15 protein-coding genes and 1 pseudogene are annotated in these 18416 nt (G+C 72.0%); 12 read left to right on the top strand and 4 right to left on the bottom strand.

Annotation, left to right across the window (positions count from 1 at the left end; translation table 11 throughout):
- From R4I43_RS14615 to R4I43_RS14605, 3 genes and pseudogenes are all read right to left on the bottom strand, one after another.
- A pseudogene (locus R4I43_RS14615) lies at positions 1–132 on the bottom strand (1,4-dihydroxy-2-naphthoyl-CoA synthase); the annotation flags it as partial.
- A gap of 22 nt (positions 133–154) precedes the next feature.
- Positions 155–763: a malonic semialdehyde reductase gene (locus R4I43_RS14610; protein WP_324266152.1), complete on the bottom strand. Its 609-nt coding sequence runs from the start codon at positions 761–763 to the stop codon at positions 155–157.
- A 75-nt stretch (positions 764–838) separates the two neighbouring features.
- Positions 839–1156, bottom strand: a complete 318-nt coding sequence (locus tag R4I43_RS14605; RefSeq protein WP_324266151.1) for a hypothetical protein — start codon at positions 1154–1156, stop codon at positions 839–841.
- A gap of 295 nt (positions 1157–1451) precedes the next feature.
- Between R4I43_RS14605 and menD the strand changes: the two genes are divergently transcribed.
- From menD to R4I43_RS14585, 4 genes are read left to right on the top strand one after another with little or no spacing between them, the layout of a single operon-like run.
- On the top strand, positions 1452–3146 hold the full coding sequence (gene menD, locus R4I43_RS14600; protein WP_324266150.1) for a 2-succinyl-5-enolpyruvyl-6-hydroxy-3-cyclohexene-1-carboxylic-acid synthase: 1695 nt from the start codon (positions 1452–1454) through the stop codon (positions 3144–3146).
- Between the two features lie 26 nt (positions 3147–3172).
- Entirely contained in the window at positions 3173–4324 is a 1152-nt protein-coding gene (locus tag R4I43_RS14595; protein ID WP_324266149.1) for an acyl-CoA dehydrogenase family protein, read from the top strand.
- 14 nt (positions 4325–4338) lie between these two features.
- On the top strand, positions 4339–5514 hold the full coding sequence (locus R4I43_RS14590; RefSeq protein WP_324266148.1) for an isochorismate synthase: 1176 nt from the start codon (positions 4339–4341) through the stop codon (positions 5512–5514).
- Positions 5515–5532: 18 nt separating this feature from the next.
- Entirely contained in the window at positions 5533–6552 is a 1020-nt protein-coding gene (locus tag R4I43_RS14585) for a methyltransferase (RefSeq protein ID WP_324266147.1), read from the top strand.
- Here R4I43_RS14585 and larA read toward each other — a convergent pair.
- Positions 6545–7825 (bottom strand): nickel-dependent lactate racemase, encoded by a 1281-nt coding sequence (larA, locus tag R4I43_RS14580; RefSeq protein WP_324266146.1) that lies wholly within the window; start codon positions 7823–7825, stop codon positions 6545–6547. The two genes, R4I43_RS14585 and larA, sit on opposite strands and share 8 nt — an antisense overlap.
- A gap of 348 nt (positions 7826–8173) precedes the next feature.
- Between larA and sbnA the strand changes: the two genes are divergently transcribed.
- From sbnA to R4I43_RS14540, 8 genes are read left to right on the top strand one after another with little or no spacing between them, the layout of a single operon-like run.
- The gene (sbnA, locus tag R4I43_RS14575) at positions 8174–9157 is read left to right on the top strand and encodes a 2,3-diaminopropionate biosynthesis protein SbnA (protein ID WP_324266145.1); all 984 of its coding nucleotides are present in this window, start codon (positions 8174–8176) and stop codon (positions 9155–9157) included.
- A 29-nt stretch (positions 9158–9186) separates the two neighbouring features.
- The gene (gene sbnB / locus R4I43_RS14570; RefSeq protein WP_324266144.1) at positions 9187–10206 is read left to right on the top strand and encodes a 2,3-diaminopropionate biosynthesis protein SbnB; all 1020 of its coding nucleotides are present in this window, start codon (positions 9187–9189) and stop codon (positions 10204–10206) included.
- A complete protein-coding gene (locus R4I43_RS14565; protein WP_324266143.1) occupies positions 10206–11858 on the top strand; it encodes an IucA/IucC family protein in 1653 nt (550 codons plus the stop codon). Before sbnB ends, R4I43_RS14565 begins: the two co-directional genes overlap by 1 nt.
- Complete coding sequence (locus tag R4I43_RS14560) at positions 11858–13096, top strand: MFS transporter (RefSeq protein WP_324266167.1); 1239 nt, start codon at positions 11858–11860, stop codon at positions 13094–13096. Before R4I43_RS14565 ends, R4I43_RS14560 begins: the two co-directional genes overlap by 1 nt.
- Positions 13093–14688, top strand: coding sequence for an IucA/IucC family protein (locus R4I43_RS14555; protein WP_324266142.1), 1596 nt, complete (start codon positions 13093–13095; stop codon positions 14686–14688). Before R4I43_RS14560 ends, R4I43_RS14555 begins: the two co-directional genes overlap by 4 nt.
- On the top strand, positions 14685–16430 hold the full coding sequence (locus tag R4I43_RS14550; RefSeq protein ID WP_324266141.1) for an IucA/IucC family protein: 1746 nt from the start codon (positions 14685–14687) through the stop codon (positions 16428–16430). Before R4I43_RS14555 ends, R4I43_RS14550 begins: the two co-directional genes overlap by 4 nt.
- A complete protein-coding gene (locus R4I43_RS14545; protein WP_324266140.1) occupies positions 16424–17194 on the top strand; it encodes an HpcH/HpaI aldolase family protein in 771 nt (256 codons plus the stop codon). Before R4I43_RS14550 ends, R4I43_RS14545 begins: the two co-directional genes overlap by 7 nt.
- Positions 17191–18369 (top strand): type III PLP-dependent enzyme, encoded by a 1179-nt coding sequence (locus R4I43_RS14540; protein WP_324266139.1) that lies wholly within the window; start codon positions 17191–17193, stop codon positions 18367–18369. Before R4I43_RS14545 ends, R4I43_RS14540 begins: the two co-directional genes overlap by 4 nt.
- Positions 18370–18416 lie beyond the last annotated feature (47 nt).

Genomic DNA, 18416 nt, shown 5'->3' with positions numbered 1-18416 from the left:
CGCGATGCGCACCGTGCCCCGGCCAGGACCGTCCTCCACACAGCGGTGATAGGTGATGTCGGTGAAGTCGAAGCCCTCGACCGGCTCCCACAACTTCGGATCAAACAGCTCAGACACAACGGGATTCCGCATTCGGGCGAACCGTCCAATGTGGTCAGATGACGGAGACGACTTCCTCGTACTCCAAGCGCGGCAGCCGCTCGAACCACGGATCCTCCCCCGGCCTGCCCACGTTGACGACCAGCACGACGTGCCGTCCGCCGTCGGGGAAGAACTCGGCGTCCACGCCGGCCGGGTCGAAGCCCAGCATCGGACCGGCGGCCAGACCGGCCGCACGGACCGCCAGGATGGCGTAGCCCGCCTGCAAGGTCGCGTTGTAGTCCGCCGCCTGGGCGCGGATCTGCGGGTCGGCGAACATCTCGCGCATCTGCGGGGCGAACGGCAGCAATCGGGGCATGTGCTCGTCGAAGTTGCGGTCCGCCGACAGCAGCAGCGTTACCGGCGCGGACTCGGTCTTGGGGCGGTTGCCCTCGGCCATCAGCGGAAGCAGCCGCGCCTTCGCCTCCGGGGTGCGCACCGCGGTGATCCGCAGCGGCTGGGTGTTCGCCGACGTGGGAGCCCAGCGCATCAGGTCGTAGATGGCGCGCAGCTGCTCATCGGCCACCGGTTCGTCGCTGAACGAATTGGCGGTGCGGGCCTCGCGGAACAGCAGGTCCTGCGCCTCGGACGACAACGCCAGATCGGTGTTCTCGCTGGTGGTCATGGGGAATCACCGTCCATCCTGGGAAGCGGGAGCGGCGCGGTGACCCGGGCGCACCGGATCACCGCGCCGCTGGGTTCACGGAAGCAGGCTTAGGACCGGATCGATGATTTCGTCGGCCATCTCGTGGTGGATGCGGATGTTCTCCTCGGGACTGGTGAGCAGGCTCTTGACTTCCCAAGTGGGGTCGGAGAGGTGGTACTCCTCCAGGTGGCCCACCAGCGCGCCCGCAGAGGCCTGGACCGCACCGAGCGGTCCGCCGGTGGGCTCGGGCGCGGACCCGTGCGCCGACGCAGTGCCGACACCGACCAGCCCCAGCATGGCTGAGCTCGCTGCCACCGTGACGGCCGCGCGGAGGTACCGCCGGCCACTGCTCGCGACATCGTTAGTGCTCAAGGATCGATTTTCCCTTCCCTAGAAAACATTTTCGATCGGTCGATCGAAAATGCCGACCAAATGCCTTGCCACCACGCGCAATGCGTGACCGAATGGGAGTCGCGAAACCAATTCCCAACGGATGCGTGGCTTTTCCGACGCAAGGCGCAGTCAATCAGCGCAACCAATGCGCCGTGGTGAAGGGCGCGTTCCGTGAATGGAAACTACTTCTCTTCAAGTAACAACGTCCGATGTGTGCACCACGTAACCGGACGTTCACACTCCGAACTCAGTCGCGGACGTAGGTTCCCCTCCCATGAACCCGTCTACGGACCAGGCGAACGTGATCGTGGACGAACTGATCCGCTGCGGCGTGCGCGACGCGGTGCTGTGCCCGGGATCGCGGAACGCGCCGCTGGCATTCGCGCTGCACGCGGCCGACGCAGCCGGCCGCCTGCGGATGCACGTGCGCATCGACGAACGCAGCGCGGGATTCCTCGCGTCGGGCCTCGCGATGCGCGCCGGTCGACCGGTCCCGGTCGTGTGCACCTCCGGGACCGCCGCCGCCAACCTGCACCCGGCCGTGCTGGAGGCCGACCACGCCGGTCTCCCGCTGCTGGCGATCACCGCGGACCGCCCGGTCGAGCTGCGCGGCACCGGTGCGGGCCAAACCATCGACCAGCACGGGATGTTCGGCAACGCGCTGCGCTGCTTCGCCGAGATGCCCACCGCCGACACCGCCGCGCCCCGGTACTGGCGGACCACTGTGGACCGCGTCGTCTCGCGCGCGCTGGGGTCGCTGTCGCACGATCCCGGGCCGGTGCAGCTCAACGTCCCGCTGCGCGAACCGCTGGTGCCCGATCACCTCGGCGCCACCGATCCGGCGCCCGGCCGCGCCGCCGGGCACGCCTGGAGCGCCGTCGCGCCCGGCGGCAACGTCGCCGGTCCGCTGCCGCTGTCGGCAGCCGCCACGACCCTGGTCATCGCAGGCCAGAGCGGGACTGGAGCGGTCCCGCCCGAGTTGCCGGTGCTGGCCGAGCCGGGATCGCCGCTGTGGCACCGGTCGCTGCGCTCGGGCCCGCTGCTGCTGGCGGAGGCCTTGTCCGGCCGCGCCGACCACCTGCTGCCCGAGCAGGTGGTGGTGCTCGGCAGGCCGACCATGCACCGGTCCGTCCAGCGGCTGCTGGCCAACGACCGGGTTGCGGTCTTCGCGGTGCCACTCTCCTCCGGAGGCCGGTTCCGTCCCCTGTGGACGGATGTTCCGGGTGCGGTGCGGGCCGTCGGCGACCTCCCGGCGGGATGGGTACCGCCTCGCGAGTTCGGCGACCGGTGGCGGTTCGCCGACGCCTCCGCGTGCGCGGCGATCGACCGGGTCGAGTCGCGCGGAACGCTGACCGGCCCGCAACTGGCCCGCGCGGTGCTCGCGGGCGTGCCCCCGGGTTCGCAGGTGTTCGCGGGTCCGTCCAACGCCATCCGGGACATCGCACTGGCCGCCGAGCCGCGGCCCGACGTGACCGTGCTGGCGAACCGGGGCGTGGCCGGGATCGACGGCGTCGTCTCCAGCGCGGTCGGTGCCGCACTGGCCCACGACGGGCCGAGCTACGCCCTGATCGGCGACCTGACCTTCCTGCACGACTCGAACGGCCTGCTCATCGGCCCGGACGAGCCTGAACCGCGGCTGACGATCGTGGTCGCCAACGACGACGGCGGTAGCATCTTCACGGTGCTGGAACAGGGTGCCGCCCCCTACGCCCCCGCTTTCGAGCGGCTCTTCGGCACACCGCAAGAGGTGGACATCGCCGCGCTCTGCGCCGCCTGCGGGGTCGAGCACGTCCTCGCCGACGACCTCGCGGACCTCACGACGGTGCTGGCCGGGAGCGCGGGGCTCCGCGTGGTCGAAGTACCCGTCGACCGGACGAACCGCCGCGAGCTGCACGAACGCCTGCGGTCGGCGGCCGGGAACGCGATCGTCGGCGCAGAACCGGCCCACGTCACGGCAGTTTCGCCCTGAAGGTCGACGAGCACCGAGGAGACCACGTGCCGACGAACCCGGACCTGCCGCAGCTCGCCGCTGCGGCTCACCCGGACCTCGAACGCCACCGCGACACCAACGATCGGCTGCGCCGCCTCAGCGACGAGACGATCGCGCGCCTCACCGACACCGGGGTGCTGCGGGCGCTCGTCCCGGCCCGCTTCGGCGGCGGGGAACGCACGCTGCGCCCCGTCATCGACGCGACGTGCGAGATCGCCAAGGCCGACCCCTCCGCCGGGTGGGTGGTGATGATCCTCGGTTCCGGCGCGTTCATCAGCGGCCTGTTCCCCGCCCGCGCGCAGGAGGAGGTCTACGCCGACGGTCCGGACACCCGCGTGTGCACCGTGCTGGCCCCGCGGTCCACGGCGCGGCAGGTCGACGGCGGGTGGGTGCTGAGCGGGCGCTGGGCCCCGTCTTCCGGTTGCCTGCACTCGCAGTGGGCGATCCTCGGCTTCCCCGGCGACGGCGAAGCCGCCCTGGCCCTGGTCCCGATGGCGGAGCTGTCGGTCGAGGACACCTGGTTCACCGTCGGGATGCGGGCCACCGGCAGCAACCTGCTCGCCGGAACGGACCTGTTCGTGCCCGAGCACCGGGTGCTGCCGCTGACCTCCGCCATCCACGGGCGCTTCCCGGCCGGGCTCCCGGAATCCCGCTACCGCGCCGCGCTCATGCCCACGCTCGCCGCGTACATGATCGCGCCCTACCTCGGGATGGCCACCGCGGTGCTGGAGCGCGTCGTCGCGGGCGCCGACGACAAGGGCATCGCCTTCACTCACTACGAGCGGCAGCGCGACTCCACGGCGTTCCAGCTGGCCGTCGCCGAGTCCTCGATGAAGATCGACCTGGCACGGCTGATCGCGGAGAACTCCGCCGCCGTCGTCGACGGCCACGCCGAGGCCGGCACCTTCCCCGACCACCTCGCCCGAGCCCGGATCCGGCAGCACACCGGCCACGCCGCCCAGCTGTGCCGGCAGGCGGTCGACGACCTCGTCACCGCCCACGGCGCAGCGGCGTTCGCCGAGAGCAGCCCGCTGCAGGCCTACGTGCGCGACATCCACGCCGCGTCCCGGCACGCCGTGGCCAACCCCGCGTCCTGCTCCGAGATCTTCGGCCGCGCACTGCTGGGCGTCGAACCGAACATCACCGACATGATCTGAGGCAAGGGGCTCACATGACCACCACCCTCCCGGAACGCAGATCGGTCCGCGTCCGCGAGATCGAGGACAGCACCGACCTCTGGCGCCTCCCGCCCAGCGGGGACGCCGTGGTGTCGTGGATGCACGACGGGCGAGGGATGATCGGCTGGGGCGAGGCGGCCCGGTTCGAGATCACCGGTCCCGGCCGGTACGAGCGGGCCGCGCGAGCGTGGTCCGACTTCGTCGCCCAGCTCGGCGGGGACGCGGCGAGCGCCGTGGCGTTCGCCAGCTTCTCCTTCGACGACCGCGGGCGTTCGGTGCTGATCGTGCCGGAGGTCCTGGTGACCCGCCGGGACGGCCGGAGCTGGGTCACCACCATCGGAGCCGCGACGCCCTCGCGGCACTCCCCCATCGCACGGCCAGGACGGGTGCGCTGGAGCGACGGGGCGCTGCCCCGGGCCCGGTGGCGCGACGTGGTGGCCGAGGCCGTGCGGCGGCTCCGGCTGGGCGAGCTGGACAAGGTCGTGCTGGCCCGCGATCTCCTCGCCGAGACCGACCAGCCGATCGATCCGCGCTTCCTGCTGCGGGAACTGGCTCGGCGGCACCCGCAGTGCTGGACCTTCGCCGTCGACGGCCTGATCGGTGCCACGCCGGAGATGCTGCTGCGGCGCCGGGGCGATCAGGTGACCTCGCAGGTCCTGGCCGGTTCGAGCTGGTCGGGCGATGGCCGGCACCTGCTGACCTCGTCCTCCTACCGCGACGAGCACGACTTCGCGGTCGAGTCGCTGCTGAGCGCCATCGCGCCGCACTGCGCCGACGTGCGCACCTGCGGGCCGAGCGTGCTGCGGCTGCGCAACATCGCGCACCTCGCCACCGATGTGAGCGCCACGCTCACCACCGGCGTCGACCTGCTCGGTTTGGCCGCCGCCGCGCACCCGACCGCGGCCGTCGGCGGCACCCCGCGACGCGCGGCCGCGGGCCTGATCAGCGAGCTGGAGGACCTCGACCGCGACCGGTACGCGGCCCCGGTGGGCTGGCTGGACGCCGGCGGTGACGGCGAGCTGGGGATCGCGCTGCGGTGCGCTCAGCTGTCCGGTTCGCGGGCGCGGCTGTTCGCCGGGTGCGGGATCGTGGCCGAGTCCGATCCCGACGTCGAGGTCCACGAGACCGATGCCAAGTTCGCAGCCGTGCGCGAAGCGCTCGGCGCTTGACCACCGACAGGAGAAGCCGTGCGCACGCCGCGAATCGTCCTCGACACGATGCACGCCACCTTCCTCGCCCGCGCCTTGTACGTGGTGACCGACCTCGGTGTGCCCGACCTGCTCGCCGGCGAGCCGGTGTCGTGCGCGAACCTCGCGGCCGGTCTCGGCGTCACGCAAGGGCCGCTGCACCAGGTGCTGCGCGCGGTGGCGACCACCGGGTTGCTGCGCACCGAACCGGGACCGGAAACCGGTCCGCAGCAGCGGTTCTCGCTCACCGAATCCGGTCAGGCCCTCCGGGAGGGACATCCGTCCGGCACCAGGGACATGGTGCTGACCATGCAGGGCGAGCTGTTCTGGAACGCGCTGCGGGTGCTGCCGGAGCGGGTCGCCGAGGGACGCACCGGACCGGAGATCGCCTGCGGGAAGCCGTTCTTCGAGCTGATGTCGGAGCGGCCGGAGGAGGCCGCCCGGTTCAACCGGATGATGATCGCCACCAGCGGCGACGAACCAGCGGCCGTGGCCGACGCCTACGACTTCTCCGGGGTCGAGCGGCTCGTGGACGTCGGCGGTGGCATCGGCACAGTGCTGCTGGAAGTCCTCCACCGGCACCCGCACCTGCGCGGCGTGCTCGTCGACCTGCCCGGGGTGACCGGGCAGGCGCGGGAGAACATCGACGCGGCGGGGCTCTCCGCGCGCTGCGAGGTCGTCGAGGGCGACTTCCTCGACTCGCTGCCCGCGGGAGCCGACGCCTACCTGCTCTCGCGGATCCTGCACGACTGGGACGACGAGACCTGCGTGCGGGTGCTGCGCTCCTGCGCCCGCGCGATGACCGCCAGCAGCCGGCTGCTCGTCGTCGAGAAGGTCCTGCCCGACGACGACGAACCGCACCTCGGCAAGCGGCTCGACCTGATCATGGCGGCGCTGACCGGCGGTCGCGAGCGCACCGCCGCCGAGTACGCCGAACTGCTGGCTGCGGCCGGGCTGCGCGCGGTCCGCCAGGTGCCGACCGGGACCGCCGCCGGCGTCATCGAGGGTGCGCTCAGCTGACGTAGGGGATGGTCTGCGGGCCTTCCGGCAGGACGCAGACCCGGGCGTCCGGGCCCCTGGCCTCGAGCTCCTCGGCGACGGCGGTGGCGATGTCGTCGACCCGGTACAGGTGGGCCGTGCGCAGCTGCTCGTCGGTGAGGTTGGTGGTGTGCACCCCGACGCGCGCGGTGGCCAGCACCCGGGCGAGGATCTGCACCTGCCACTGGTCGGGCACCGTCTCGGTCCTGCCGGAGATGGTCCGCAGCAGGGCTTCCGGGGTCGGTTCGGAGGCCAGGACCTGGCGGAACGATCCGTGGTCGGGGAAACCGTCGCTGCACTCGGCGGCGCAGATGATCAGACCGCCGGGCTTGACGACGGTCGCGGCCGCGGTCATGCCCTTGACCGCCTGGTAGACGTTCTGGTCCAGCGGGAACCCGGAGTTGGTGGTGACCACGACGTCGTAGTGCTGCGGGACCGGGCGCATCGACAGCTCGCGGACGATCTCGCGGGCGGCGGCGTGCATCGCCAGCAGGTCGCCGCCGAAGGCCTCGACGATCCGCTGCTCGCGGTTGAGCACCACGTCGAAGGCGAAGTCCACACCGGTTCCCTCGGCGATGGCGCGGACGTCGTCGTGGACCGGGTTGCCCTCGCAGACCGCCCAGGTCGCCTGCGGGCTGGCGATGCGCGCCGCGTCGTGCAGCGTGAGCACGGTGTCCAGGCCGGCCAGGCCCGGGGCGACGAGCTTCGGGCCGCCGCTGAACCCGGCGAAGAAGTGCGGTTCGACGAAACCGGTGGTGATCCGCACGTCGGCGTCCACCCAGTGCCGGTTGAGCCACACCGGCACCCCGTCGCCGAAAGTGCCCATCTCGCGCAGGGATCCGGGGTCGCGGCCGTCGTGGTTGATGATGCGCATCGTGTCGACCAGCTCGTCGCCGAGCATGGCCCGCAGCTCCTCGTCGGTGTTGCCGCGGTGGGTCCCGGTGGCCACGAGCAGGGTGAAGTCGTCGCGGGCGGCGATGCCCTCCAGCTCCGCCAGCAGGGCGCGGACCATCGCCTCCCGGGGTTGCGGTCGGGTCGCGTCGCAGATCGACACCGCGATCCGCTGCCCCGGCCGCACCCGCTCGCGCAGCGGCGGTCCGGCGACGGGCTTGGCCAGCGCCTCGCGCAGCGTCGCCTCCGCGTCCGACGCGGCAGGCGGGTGGGTGGGCGCCACCACGGTCGTGCGCGCGGACGGCAACTCCACGGTCAGCCCCGTCCTGCCGTAGGCCAGCTCGACGGACAACATCTCGGACATCCAGCACTCCACATCCACTCGGTTCGCCCCCGATCCTGCCCTCGCGAACGCCGCGCTGGGAGGGCGGGAGCCACCACCGCGCCACTCCCCCATTCGGACCATTGAATTCCGGATCGATCCTGGAATTCGGAGTCCAACATTCCGATTGGCATCGGAAATCGCGCACAACCGCAGTTCACAACGGTTCAGGCGGCCTCCCGGGCGCCTTTTGTTCCGGAAGGTAAACACCCGCTAGCTCCACTCAGATGTGCGCTGGCTCTCGTAGATCCATCCTGTTAAGTTAGGCTTGCCTTTGTTAGCGTTTCCGCTCGTAGCTCTGGACTTTCGGTTGTCGATCTGAGGAGAAACGTGGCCGTCGACACCCAGACCGAATCCGTAGTCGGGTCGGTCCTCGAATGCGTGGGAAACACTCCCGCCGTCGCGCTGAACCGGCTTTTCCCTCAATCCGATGTCGAGGTGATCGCCAAACTCGAGCTCATGAACCCCGGCGGGAGCATGAAGGACCGCTCCGCCAGCCACATCGTCGAATCCGGGCTGCGCAACGGCTCCATCCGGCGCGGAAGCCACCTGGTGGAGAGCAGCTCCGGGAACTTCGGGATCGCCCTGGCCATCGCCGCGCGCATCCACGGGTTGCGCTTCACCTGCGTGCTCGACCCCAAGGCCGTGCCCGCCAACGTCGCGATCCTGCGCCACCTCGGCGCCGAGGTGGAGGTGGTCGACCAGCCCGACGAGACCGGTGGCTACCTGCACACCCGGATCCGCCGGGTGCGGGAGATCGTGGCGAACTCGCCCGGGGCGATCTGGATCAACCAGTACGCCAACGACCGCAACTGGCAGGCGCACTACCACGGCACCGGCGACGAGCTGAGCCGTCAGCTCGACGAGCCGCCGTCGTACCTGTTCGGCGCGGTCAGCACCACCGGGAGCCTGCTGGGCTGCTCGCGGCGCCTGCGGGAGAGCTTCCCCGGCATGCGGGTGGTCGCGGTCGACGCCGTCGGCTCGGTGATCTTCGGCGGACCGCCCGGGCAGCGGGACGTGCCCGGCATCGGGGCCAGCCGGGTGCCCGAGCTGTTCAGCCCGTCCGAGATCGACGAGGTGGTGCACGTCAACGACTTCGAGGCCGCCGTGGGCTGCCGCGAACTGCTGGCCACCGAAGGGATCTTCGCCGGTGGCTCCACCGGCGCGGTGGTCGCCGCGATGCAGCGCACGCTGCCGCGACTGCCCCGACCGTGCCGGGTGGTGGCGGTGTTCCCCGACCGCGGGGACCGCTACCTCGACCTGGTCTACGACGACGACTGGTTCGACGCGGCCCGGCAGCGCTGCGCGAACTGACGAGAACGCTGGAACACGAAGGAGAAAAGGTGTCCACTGAGGAATCGCCCAAGATGCTCTACCTGAGCCGCAGCGACATCGCCGCGGTCGGCGGGGACGAGTCCGAGCTGTACGTGGAGGCGCTCAACGCGGGGCTGATCGCGCACTCCGAGGGCAAGACCGTGCAGCCGCTCAAGCCCTACCTGCGGGTGGCGGGCAAGCAGGGCCACATCGCCGACCGGATCATCGCGATGCCCGCGCACGTCGGCGACCCCGGGATGTCCGGGATCAAGTGGATCGGCAGCAAGCACGACAACCCCGCCGAGCGCGGCCGGGAGCGCGCCAGCGCGGTCATCGTGCTCAACGACCCGGCCAGCAACTACCCGGTGGCCGTGCTCGAAGGCAGCCTGATCAGCGCCTGGCGGACCGCGGGCGTGACCTGCCTGGCCGCCCGGCACCTGGCGCGCGAGGGGTTCACCGACGTCGCCCTGGTGGGCTGCGGCGTCATCGGCGCCACCCAGATCACCGCGCTGCTGCAGCAGTTCAGCAGCGTCGAGCGGGTCCACCTGCACGACCAGCGGCCGGAGGCGGCGCACGCGCTGGCCGAGCGGATCGACCGCGAGCACCCGGCCGTCAAGGCGCACGTGACCGAGACCGCCGAGGAGTCCGTGCGGGCCGGTGACCTGGTCGTGCCGTGCACCGTCACCAGCGAGCCCTACATCTCCTCCGACTGGCTCAAGCGCGGCGCGCTGCTGTGCAACGTGTCCATCATGGACGTGCACAAGGAGGTCTTCCTCAAGGCCGACAAGGTCGTGGTGGACGACTGGGAGCAGAGCAACCGCGAGAAGAAGATCATCAACCAGCTGGTGCTGGAGGGATCGTTCTCCCGCGAGCAGCTGCACGCCGAGCTCGGCGAGATCCTGGCGGGCACCCGGCCCGGTCGCACCGATGACGACGAGATCATCGTGCTCAACCCGATGGGCATGGCGGTGGAGGACATCGCCTGCGCCGGTGCGGTCTACGAGCGTGCCCGGGAGCGGGGCGTCGGCACCTGGCTGGACCTGTACTGATGCAGGTGGAATCGGCCGAGCTGGTCATGCGCGACCTCGTCGACGTGCTGCTGCAGGAGGAGCTGGTCGAGCTCACCGAGGAGGCGCCGGGCTGGGGCCGGATCCGGCTGGCGACCGGCTCGGTGAGCGTCCCCGTCCGGCCCGGCGGCGCGTTGCAGCGGTACCGCTTCGACTGCGGCCCGGTCCTGCTCGACGGTTCCCGGCCGCTGACCCCGGCGGAGCTCCTCGAGCTGGTCAGCGCGGACTCAGCAGAGGTCGCCGGGGACCTGCGGGCGGCGGTCGAGCACACCGAGGTGCTGCGCGAGCAGCGGGCCTCGCTCGACCTGGCACCGCGCGATGGGCGGTTGCTGGCCGGGGAGCGGCTGGCGGCGACGCGCAACCGGCCGTTCCACCCCACGGCCCGGGCCGCCGCGGGGTGGTGCGCCGAGGACGTCGAGCGGTGCGGGCCGATGCGCGGCGAGCCGCTGGGGCTGGACTGGGTGGCGGTGCGCCGCGACCGGCTCGCCCACGGCGGCGACCCGCTCTCGCACCACCTCGCCGAACTCGTCCTCTCCCCCGCTGAACAGCGGGTCGTCGACGAGGCCGGGGACGACCACCAGGCGATCCCGGTCCACCCGTGGCAGTTCGAGCACGTGCTGGAGAAGTGCTTCGGCGAGGAGCTGGCGGACGGCTCGGTGGTGCCGCTGGCGCGCGGGCTCGGCGGGTTCCACCCGACCTCCTCGATCCGGACGCTGACCAGCGAGCCCGAGTCGGATCGGCACGTCAAGCTCCCGCTCGGGGTGGCCACGCTGGGGGCGACGCGGCTGCTGCCGCCGCGCTACCTGGCCAACGCCGAGCGGGCGCAGCGGTGCATGGCCGACGTCCTGGAACGCGATCCCGCGCTGGCCGGGCGGGTCGCGTTGTGCGACGAGCGGATCTGGGCCGGTTGGCACGACCCGGACGACGAGTTCGGCGACCGGCCCGGCCAGCTCGCCGCCCAGGTCCGGGTCTACCCCGAGCTCGACGGGCTGGTGCTGCCGATGGCGGCGCTGGCCGCGCACGAGTGGGACGTGCTGGCCCCGGCGATCTCCGACCGGTTCGACCCGGCCTGGTTCTTCGGTGACCTGGCGCGCTCGTTCTGCGAGGTGGCGTTCGGCTTCCTGAGCCGAGGGGTGCTGCCGGAGCTGCACGGCCAGAACGTGGTGGTGCAGCTGCGCGGCGGCCGGGCGGAGCGGTTCGTGCTCCGCGACCACGACACGTTGCGGCTGTTCCCGGGCTGGATGCAACGAGCCGGCACTCCCGACCCGAACTACCTCATCAAACCCGGTGCGCCGCAGTCACTTCGGCTGGACTCCGCCGAAGCGCTGGTCGGCTACCTGCAGACCCTCGGGTTCCAGGTGAACCTCTACGGCATCGCCGACGCGCTGTGCCGCCACTTCGGGCTGGACGAACGCGTGCTGTGGGCGCGGCTGCACGAGGCGGTGCTCGATTGCCTGCCCGGGCAACCGGTCGAGGTGCGCGAGGTGCTGCGGGAGCAGCTGCTGCGGGCAGAGGCGTGGCCGAGCCGCCGGGTGCTGGAGCCGCTGCTGCGGCAGGGCCGCTCCAGCGGGGTGAGCATGCCCGCCGGTGCCGGAGCGGTGCCGAACCCGCTGCTCGTCGGGGTGGTGGCGTGATGTTCTCGCCGGGCCGGACCTATCCGGTGCTGTGCCTGGGTCAGTTCGCGGCGACGGCGGGGCTGACCATCGTCGTGCCGCTGCTGCCGTTCTACCTGGCCGGGATCGGCACGCCGCGGAGCGAGATCCCCTGGTGGACGGCTGTTTCGGTGGCCGCTCCGGCGGTCGTGCAGCTGGTCAGCGGGCCGCTGTGGGGCTGGGTCGGCGACCGGTTCGGGCACAAGGCGATGGTGGTGCGCGCGCACGCCGGGCTGGGCCTGGCGATCGCGCTCATGGCGCTGGCCGACACGCCGGAGCAGTTCCTGGCCTGCCGGTTGCTGCAGGGCGCCTGCGGCGGCGTGGTCAGCGCGACCGCCTCCTACGCGAGCGCGGCGGCCTCGACCGACCGGCGCGGTCGTGCGCTCGGGATGCTCTTCGGCGCCACCGCGGCGGGATCGCTGCTGGGTCCGCTGGTGGGCGGGTTGCTGGCGACCCGGCTCGGCTTCGGGCCGCTGTTCGCGGCGGTGGCGGCCATGCTCGCGCTCTCCAGCGTCCTGGCGGCCGTATCGCTGGTGGAACCACCGGCGCAGCGGCGGGAGCGGTCTTCGCCGCGCGCGGTCGCGGCGCTCCTGCTGCGGCGCCGGGAGAGCCGGTTGATGCTGCTGGCCGGGTTCGCCGCGCAGGCCGCGATCTACGCGCTGGTGGTGGTGTTCGCGCCGCAGGTCGAGCGGATCTCCGGTTCGGTCGCGACAGCCGCGGTGTGGGTCGGCGTGCTGCAGGCGGTGACCTGGACGGCGTCGTGCGCGGGAAGCCCGTGGTGGGGTCGGCGCAACGACCACCGGCCCGCGCAGGCGGGTTTCGCCGTGGCGGCGGCCTGCTGCGCGGTCGCGGTGGCGCTGCAGGGAGTCGTGCCCGTGGAGCTGCTGGTGCCGCTGCGGGTGGTGCAGGGCTTCTGCTTCGCCGCGCTGCTGCAGTCGGTGCTGCACGTCAGCTCCGGGCAGGTCCCGGAGCGGGGTTCGGGCACCGCGTTCGGGTTCAGCACCGGGGTCCTCGACCTCGGGCAGGTTTTCGGTCCGTTGGCGGGCGCGGCACTGGCGGTCCTGCTGCCGCCGGCGGTGGTGTTCTCCCTCATCGGCGCGCTGCTGGGGGTGGCCGCGCTGCTGGCGGTGCTGGGGCGGCCGACGTCCGGTGCGGAGGTTCCCGCTGGAACGTCCCTCCCCCACGGCCCGGTCGAGATTGACGAGAAGGTGTTGCGGTGAACGAGGTCATGGCACGTGCAGCGGCGCGACAGCGGCTGCTGAACTCGCTGGTCAGGGAGGTGGGCGGCGAGGTCGGCGCGGACTCGGTGCGAATCCCGCTGCGGTCGGTCGCAGCGGGAACTGCTCGCCACCTGAGCGTGGAGGTCCGGCACCGGTCGGAGATCGGGCACCACGCGTACGGGGCCGAGGTGTTCCGGGGCGGAACCGCGCTGGAGCACGAGGAGTTCGTGGCGCTGGTGGCCGAGGAGCTGGCCGCGCGGTGCACCGCGGTGCCGGCGGGTGCCGTGGAGCGGTTCCGGCGGCAGGTCGCCAACAGCGTGGCGCGGTCGGCGCGGTACCTGGACCGCACCCCACCCGGGGACCCGGTCGCACCGGAGGAGATCACCAGGCGGGCCGAGCAGTCGTTGCTGCTGGGGCACCCGTTCCACCCGACGCCGAAGAGCGCGGAGGGCATCAGCGACGACGACCTGGAGCGATTCGCCCCGGAGCTCGGGGCGTCGTTCCGGCTGCACCACTGGGCGGTGGCGCCGGAGCTGCTGGTGGAGGACCGGGTCGGCGACGGCCCGTGGCTGCCGGACGAGCACCCGTCGGTGCTCCCGGTGCACCCGTGGCAGGACCGTTACCTGCGGGAACACTCCCGGGTCCAGGAGCTGGTCGCGGCCGGTCTGCTGACCCCGCTGGGCCCGGTGGGGGCCGAGGTCTACGCGACGTCCTCGGTGCGCACCGTGTGCGATCCCGGCTTCTCGACGGCGTGGAAGCTGCCGCTGCACGTGCGCATCACGAACTTCGTGCGCAACAACCCCTTCGAGCACCTCCGCCGCGCGGCCGACGCCGGGAGGCTGGTGGCCGCGGTCGAGGAGGGCTGGAAGCACGAGGGCTTCGAGGTGCTGCCGGAAACCGGGTACCGCGCCTTGGACCCGTCGGCCATGGGCGAGCTGACCGCGGACTTCGCGGTGCTGTTCCGGCGAAACCCGTTCGCGGGCACCGGAATCGCACCTCGGGTGCTCGCCGCGCTGCTGGAGGACCGGGTCGACGGGCGCCCGGAGCTGATCGGCCTCGTCGAGCAGGCGGGGCCGCTCACCGCCGAGCACGCCTGCGAGTGGCTGGACCGCTACCTGCGGATCTCGCTGGGCCCGCTGCTGGCGGTGTTCACCGACGACGGCGTCGGCTTCGAGGCGCACGTGCAGAACAGCCTGCTGCACATCGAGGGCGGTTGGCCCAGCAGGTTCTACGTGCGCGACATGGAAGGCACCAGCGCCGACCGCGAGCGCGTGCCCGAGGGCGTCCTGCCGCCGGGCAGCCCGGTGCTCTACGACGATTCCGAAGCCTGGCAGCGGCTCCAGTACCACCTGGTGACCAACCACCTCGGGCACGTGGTCGCGGTGCTCGGCCGGTTCACCCCGGCCGGTGAGCGGCTCCTCTGGTCGGTGGTGCGGGAGTTCCTGCGGGAGCTGCCCGGGCGCTACGCGGCCGAGCTGCGCGGAGCAGCGACCCTGCCCGCCAAGGCGAACCTGCTCAGCCGGTTCGCCGAGCGCGGCGAAACACCGCTCTACGTCGACATCCCCAACCCGATTCGTGAGGAGAGCCGATGACCGCGGAGCTCGTGCGCGCGGCGCTGACCGACTCCCGCTTCCCGGCGGTGCGGCGCCGGGTGTTCCGCCAGCTGGTCGAATCCCTGCTCTACGAGGGCGCTCTGCGCACCGAGCAGGACGGCGACGAGCACGTCGTCGCCGGCACCGGCGGCGGTGGAGCCCCGGTGCGGTACTCGTTCCGCGCGGTGCGCAGGTTCGGCTTCGAGCGGGTGGGGCTGGCCTCGCCGGTGCTGCGCGACGGCGTCGAGGCCGAGTCGATCACCCGGTTCCTGTCGGAGGTCCAGGACTCGCTGGACGCCGATCCGAACCACCTGAGCGGGTTCGCCCGCGAACTGGAGGAAACGCTGTTCAAAGACGCGCTGTCGGAACACCTCCGGGAAGACCCACCGCGCACCGCGGACCACGACGCGCTCGAAACCGCCATCACCGACGGGCATCGCTACCACCCGACCTACAAGTCCCGCCTCGGGTTCGACGTCGCCGACGACCTCGCCTTCGGCCCGGAGTTCGCCAACCCGCTGCGCCCGCTGTGGCTGGCCGCGCACCGCAGCATCACCGAGGTCAGCGCCTCCGCGTCGCTCGACCGGCAGTACGTGGCCGACCAGCTGGGTGGCGAGGCGACCCGCTTCCACCGCCGCGTCGAGGACGTGGGTGACCCGGACGAGTACGTGCTGGTGCCGGTGCACCCGTGGCAGTGGCGGGAGCGCATCGCGCGAGCCTTCTCCGAGCAGCTCGCACGCGGTGAGCTGATCCCGCTGGGGCCCGACCCGCACGAGTTCCTGGCCCAGCAGTCGATCCGCACGCTGACCTGCCGCGACGCTCCCGAGCGCCCGTACCTGAAGCTGTCGCTGTCGATGGTGAACACCTCCACCAGCCGGGGCCTGGCCGCGCACACCGTGCGCAACGCGCCGCGCATCACCGACTGGCTGCGCGAGGTCGTCGCCGGGGACGCCTACCTGTCCGGCGAGCTGCGGCCGATCCTGCTCGGCGAGGAGCTCGGCGTGTCGGTCACGCCGGAGTCCGGCCTGCTGCAGGCCGACACCTACGGTGCGCTGGCCTGCATCTGGCGGGAGAGCCTGCACCCGCACCTCGAACCCGAGGAGCGGGCGATCCCGTTCACCGGGCTGACCTCCTGCCTTCGCGACGGGACCCCGCTGATCGACGACTGGGTGCGCACCACCGGCGTCGAGGACTGGGTGCGCCAGGTCGTGCGGGTCGCGGCGCTGCCGCTGGTGCACCTGCTGTGCGCGCACGGCATCGCGCTGGAATCGCACGCCCAGAACATGGCGCTGGTGCACCGCGACGGGGTGCCGGAACGGGTGGTGCTCAAGGACTTCCACGACGGCGTCCGCTTCTCCCGGCAGCACCTGGCGCAGCCGGCACCGGAGCTGGCCGGGACCCCGGCGCACCACCAGAACCGCAACTCCTTCGTCGAGACCGACGAGCTGAGCCTGGTCACCGACTTCCTGCTGGACGCGTTCTTCTTCATCAACCTCGGCGAACTCGCCATCTTCCTCGCCGACCACTACCGGCTCGACGAGCGGGAGTTCTGGCGCCTGGTGGCCCAGGAGATCCGCAGCTACCAGCGGCGGTTCCCCGAGCTGGCGGGCCGGTTCGAGCTGTTCGACCTGTTCACGCCGGCGATCGAGGTGGAGAAGCTGACCACCCGCAGGCTGCACCCGGACACCGAGCTGCGGCTGCACGCCGTGCCCAACCCGCTCGCGGAGGTGGAGAAGTGCTGAGGACCAACACCGTCAAGCAGCGCCTCACCGGCACCGGCGAGAGCTACGGGCTGTTCTGCTCCATCCCGTCCCCGGCGCTGGTGGAGATGATCGGCTGCGCGGGCTACGACTTCGTCATCCTCGACAGCGAGCACACCCTGGTCGACCCGCAGCAGCTGGAGAACCTCATCCGGGCGGCCGAAGCCGTCGACCTGGTCGCGTTCGTCCGCGTGCCCGAAGCCGACCCGGGCGCGATCCTGCGTGCGCTGGACGCCGGGGCGCTGGGCGTGGTCGTGCCGCACGTGCGGTGCCGGGCCGACGTGGACGCGGCGATCCGCGCCGCGCGCTACGCCCCGGAGGGCATGCGCAGCCTCAACGGCGGCCGGGTGCCGGGTTTCGGGCGCATCGAGCTCACCGAGTACGTGCGCCGCGCCAACGCCGAGACGATGGTGATCGCGATGATCGAGGACGCCGAAGGCGTCGAGGAGCTCCCGTCCATCCTCGCCGGTGGCGGGGTCGACCTGGTGCTGGAGGGCGCGGCCGACCTCTCGCAGTCCTACGGGGTGCCGTGGCAGACGCGGCATCCGCTGGTCCAGGAAGCGCTGTCGCGCGTGCACGCCGAGTGCGACGCCCACCAGGTGCCGTTCTGCGCGATCCCGCGCACGCCCGAGGACCACGAGGAGTGGCGCTCGGCCGGGGTGCGCACCTTCGTGCTCGGCGAAGAACGCGGCCTGGCCGCCCGCGCGCTGCGCGCCCACCTCGATCGGCACCGGGAGGACCGATGACTGAACGACTCGGAGAACTCGTGCGGCAGCGCGTCGGTGGCGACCCGGTGTGCCTGTTCGCCTACGACCTCGACAGGCTGACCGACCACGTCCGCGCCGTCACGGCCACGCTGCCGCGCCGGTGCCGGATGTTCTACGCGATGAAGGCCAACAGCGCGGATCCGCTGCTGCGCGCGCTCGCGCCGCTGGTCGCCGGTTTCGAGGTGGCCTCGGGTGGTGAGCTGGACAAGGCGCGGGCCGTCGGCGCCGACGTGCCGGTCATCTTCGGCGGCCCGGCCAAGACTCCGGCAGAGATCGAGCAGGCCCTCAAGCAGGGCGTGCAACGGCTGCACGTGGAGAGCCTGCTGGAACTGCACCGGGTTTCGGCCGCGGCGACCCGGCTGGGCGTGACGGCGGAGGTGCTGCTGCGGGTCAACCTGGCGGGACCGTTCCCGTCGGCGACGCTGGCGATGGCGGGCAAGCCCACCCAGTTCGGCATCGACGAGTCGGACCTGCCCGCCGCTCTCGACGCCGCGCGCGGCCTGCCCGGTGTGCGGCCGGTGGGGTTCCACCTGCACTCGCTGTCCAACAACCTCTCCGCCGACGCCCACCTGGACCTGCTGGCGCACTACGGTCGCACGGTCACGGCGTGGGAGCGGGAGTTCGGGCTGCGCTGCGAGGTGGTCAACGTCGGTGGCGGCATCGGCGTCGACTACGCCCGGCTGGACCGGCAGTTCGACTGGCCCCGCTTCGCCCGGGGGCTCCCGGCTGTGCTGGCCGAGTTCCCCGCGCAGGTGGCCGAGATCGACTTCGAGTGCGGGCGCTACCTGGTCGCCGAGTGCGGCAGCTACGCCGTCGAGGTGCTGGACGTCAAGCGCAACCACGGGGTGGACTACGTGCTGGTGCGCGGCGGCACCCACCAGTTCCGGCTGCCGTCGTCCTGGCAGCACAGCCACCCGTTCACCGTGCTGCCGGTGGACGACTGGGACTCGACGGCCCCGCGCCCGGAGGTGCGCGGCCCGGTCACCGTCGTCGGCGAGCTGTGCACGCCGAAGGACGTGCTGGCCCGCGACGTGGAGGTGGAGCGCGTTCGCGCTGGTGACGTGCTGGTCTTCAGCCACGCCGGGGCCTACGGCTGGGAGATCTCGCACCACGACTTCCTCAGCCACCCGCATCCGGAGCACGTCTTCTACTGAGGACTTCTCGTCACCGGCTTGGTCGAGCGGGGGTCGGCGGTCATGCT

The sequence above is a fragment of the Saccharopolyspora mangrovi genome, assembly GCF_035320975.1.
Lineage (GTDB): Bacteria > Actinomycetota > Actinomycetes > Mycobacteriales > Pseudonocardiaceae > Saccharopolyspora > Saccharopolyspora mangrovi.
The sequence above is the reverse complement of the archived record's forward strand: the minus strand, read 5'-3'. Positions and strand labels throughout refer to the sequence as shown.

What these genes read in the sequence shown, in the direction of transcription:
- menD (WP_324266150.1), top strand. Translation starts at nt 1,452, where the DNA reads ATGAACCCGTCTACGGACCAGGCGAACGTGATCGTGGACGAACTGATC.
- R4I43_RS14565 (WP_324266143.1), top strand. Translation starts at nt 10,206, where the DNA reads ATGCAGGTGGAATCGGCCGAGCTGGTCATGCGCGACCTCGTCGACGTG.
- R4I43_RS14610 (WP_324266152.1), bottom strand. Translation starts at nt 763, where the DNA reads ATGACCACCAGCGAGAACACCGATCTGGCGTTGTCGTCCGAGGCGCAG.
- larA (WP_324266146.1), bottom strand. Translation starts at nt 7,825, where the DNA reads ATGTCCGAGATGTTGTCCGTCGAGCTGGCCTACGGCAGGACGGGGCTG.
- R4I43_RS14560 (WP_324266167.1), top strand. Translation starts at nt 11,858, where the DNA reads ATGTTCTCGCCGGGCCGGACCTATCCGGTGCTGTGCCTGGGTCAGTTC.
- R4I43_RS14540 (WP_324266139.1), top strand. Translation starts at nt 17,191, where the DNA reads ATGACTGAACGACTCGGAGAACTCGTGCGGCAGCGCGTCGGTGGCGAC.
- R4I43_RS14590 (WP_324266148.1), top strand. Translation starts at nt 4,339, where the DNA reads ATGACCACCACCCTCCCGGAACGCAGATCGGTCCGCGTCCGCGAGATC.
- R4I43_RS14550 (WP_324266141.1), top strand. Translation starts at nt 14,685, where the DNA reads ATGACCGCGGAGCTCGTGCGCGCGGCGCTGACCGACTCCCGCTTCCCG.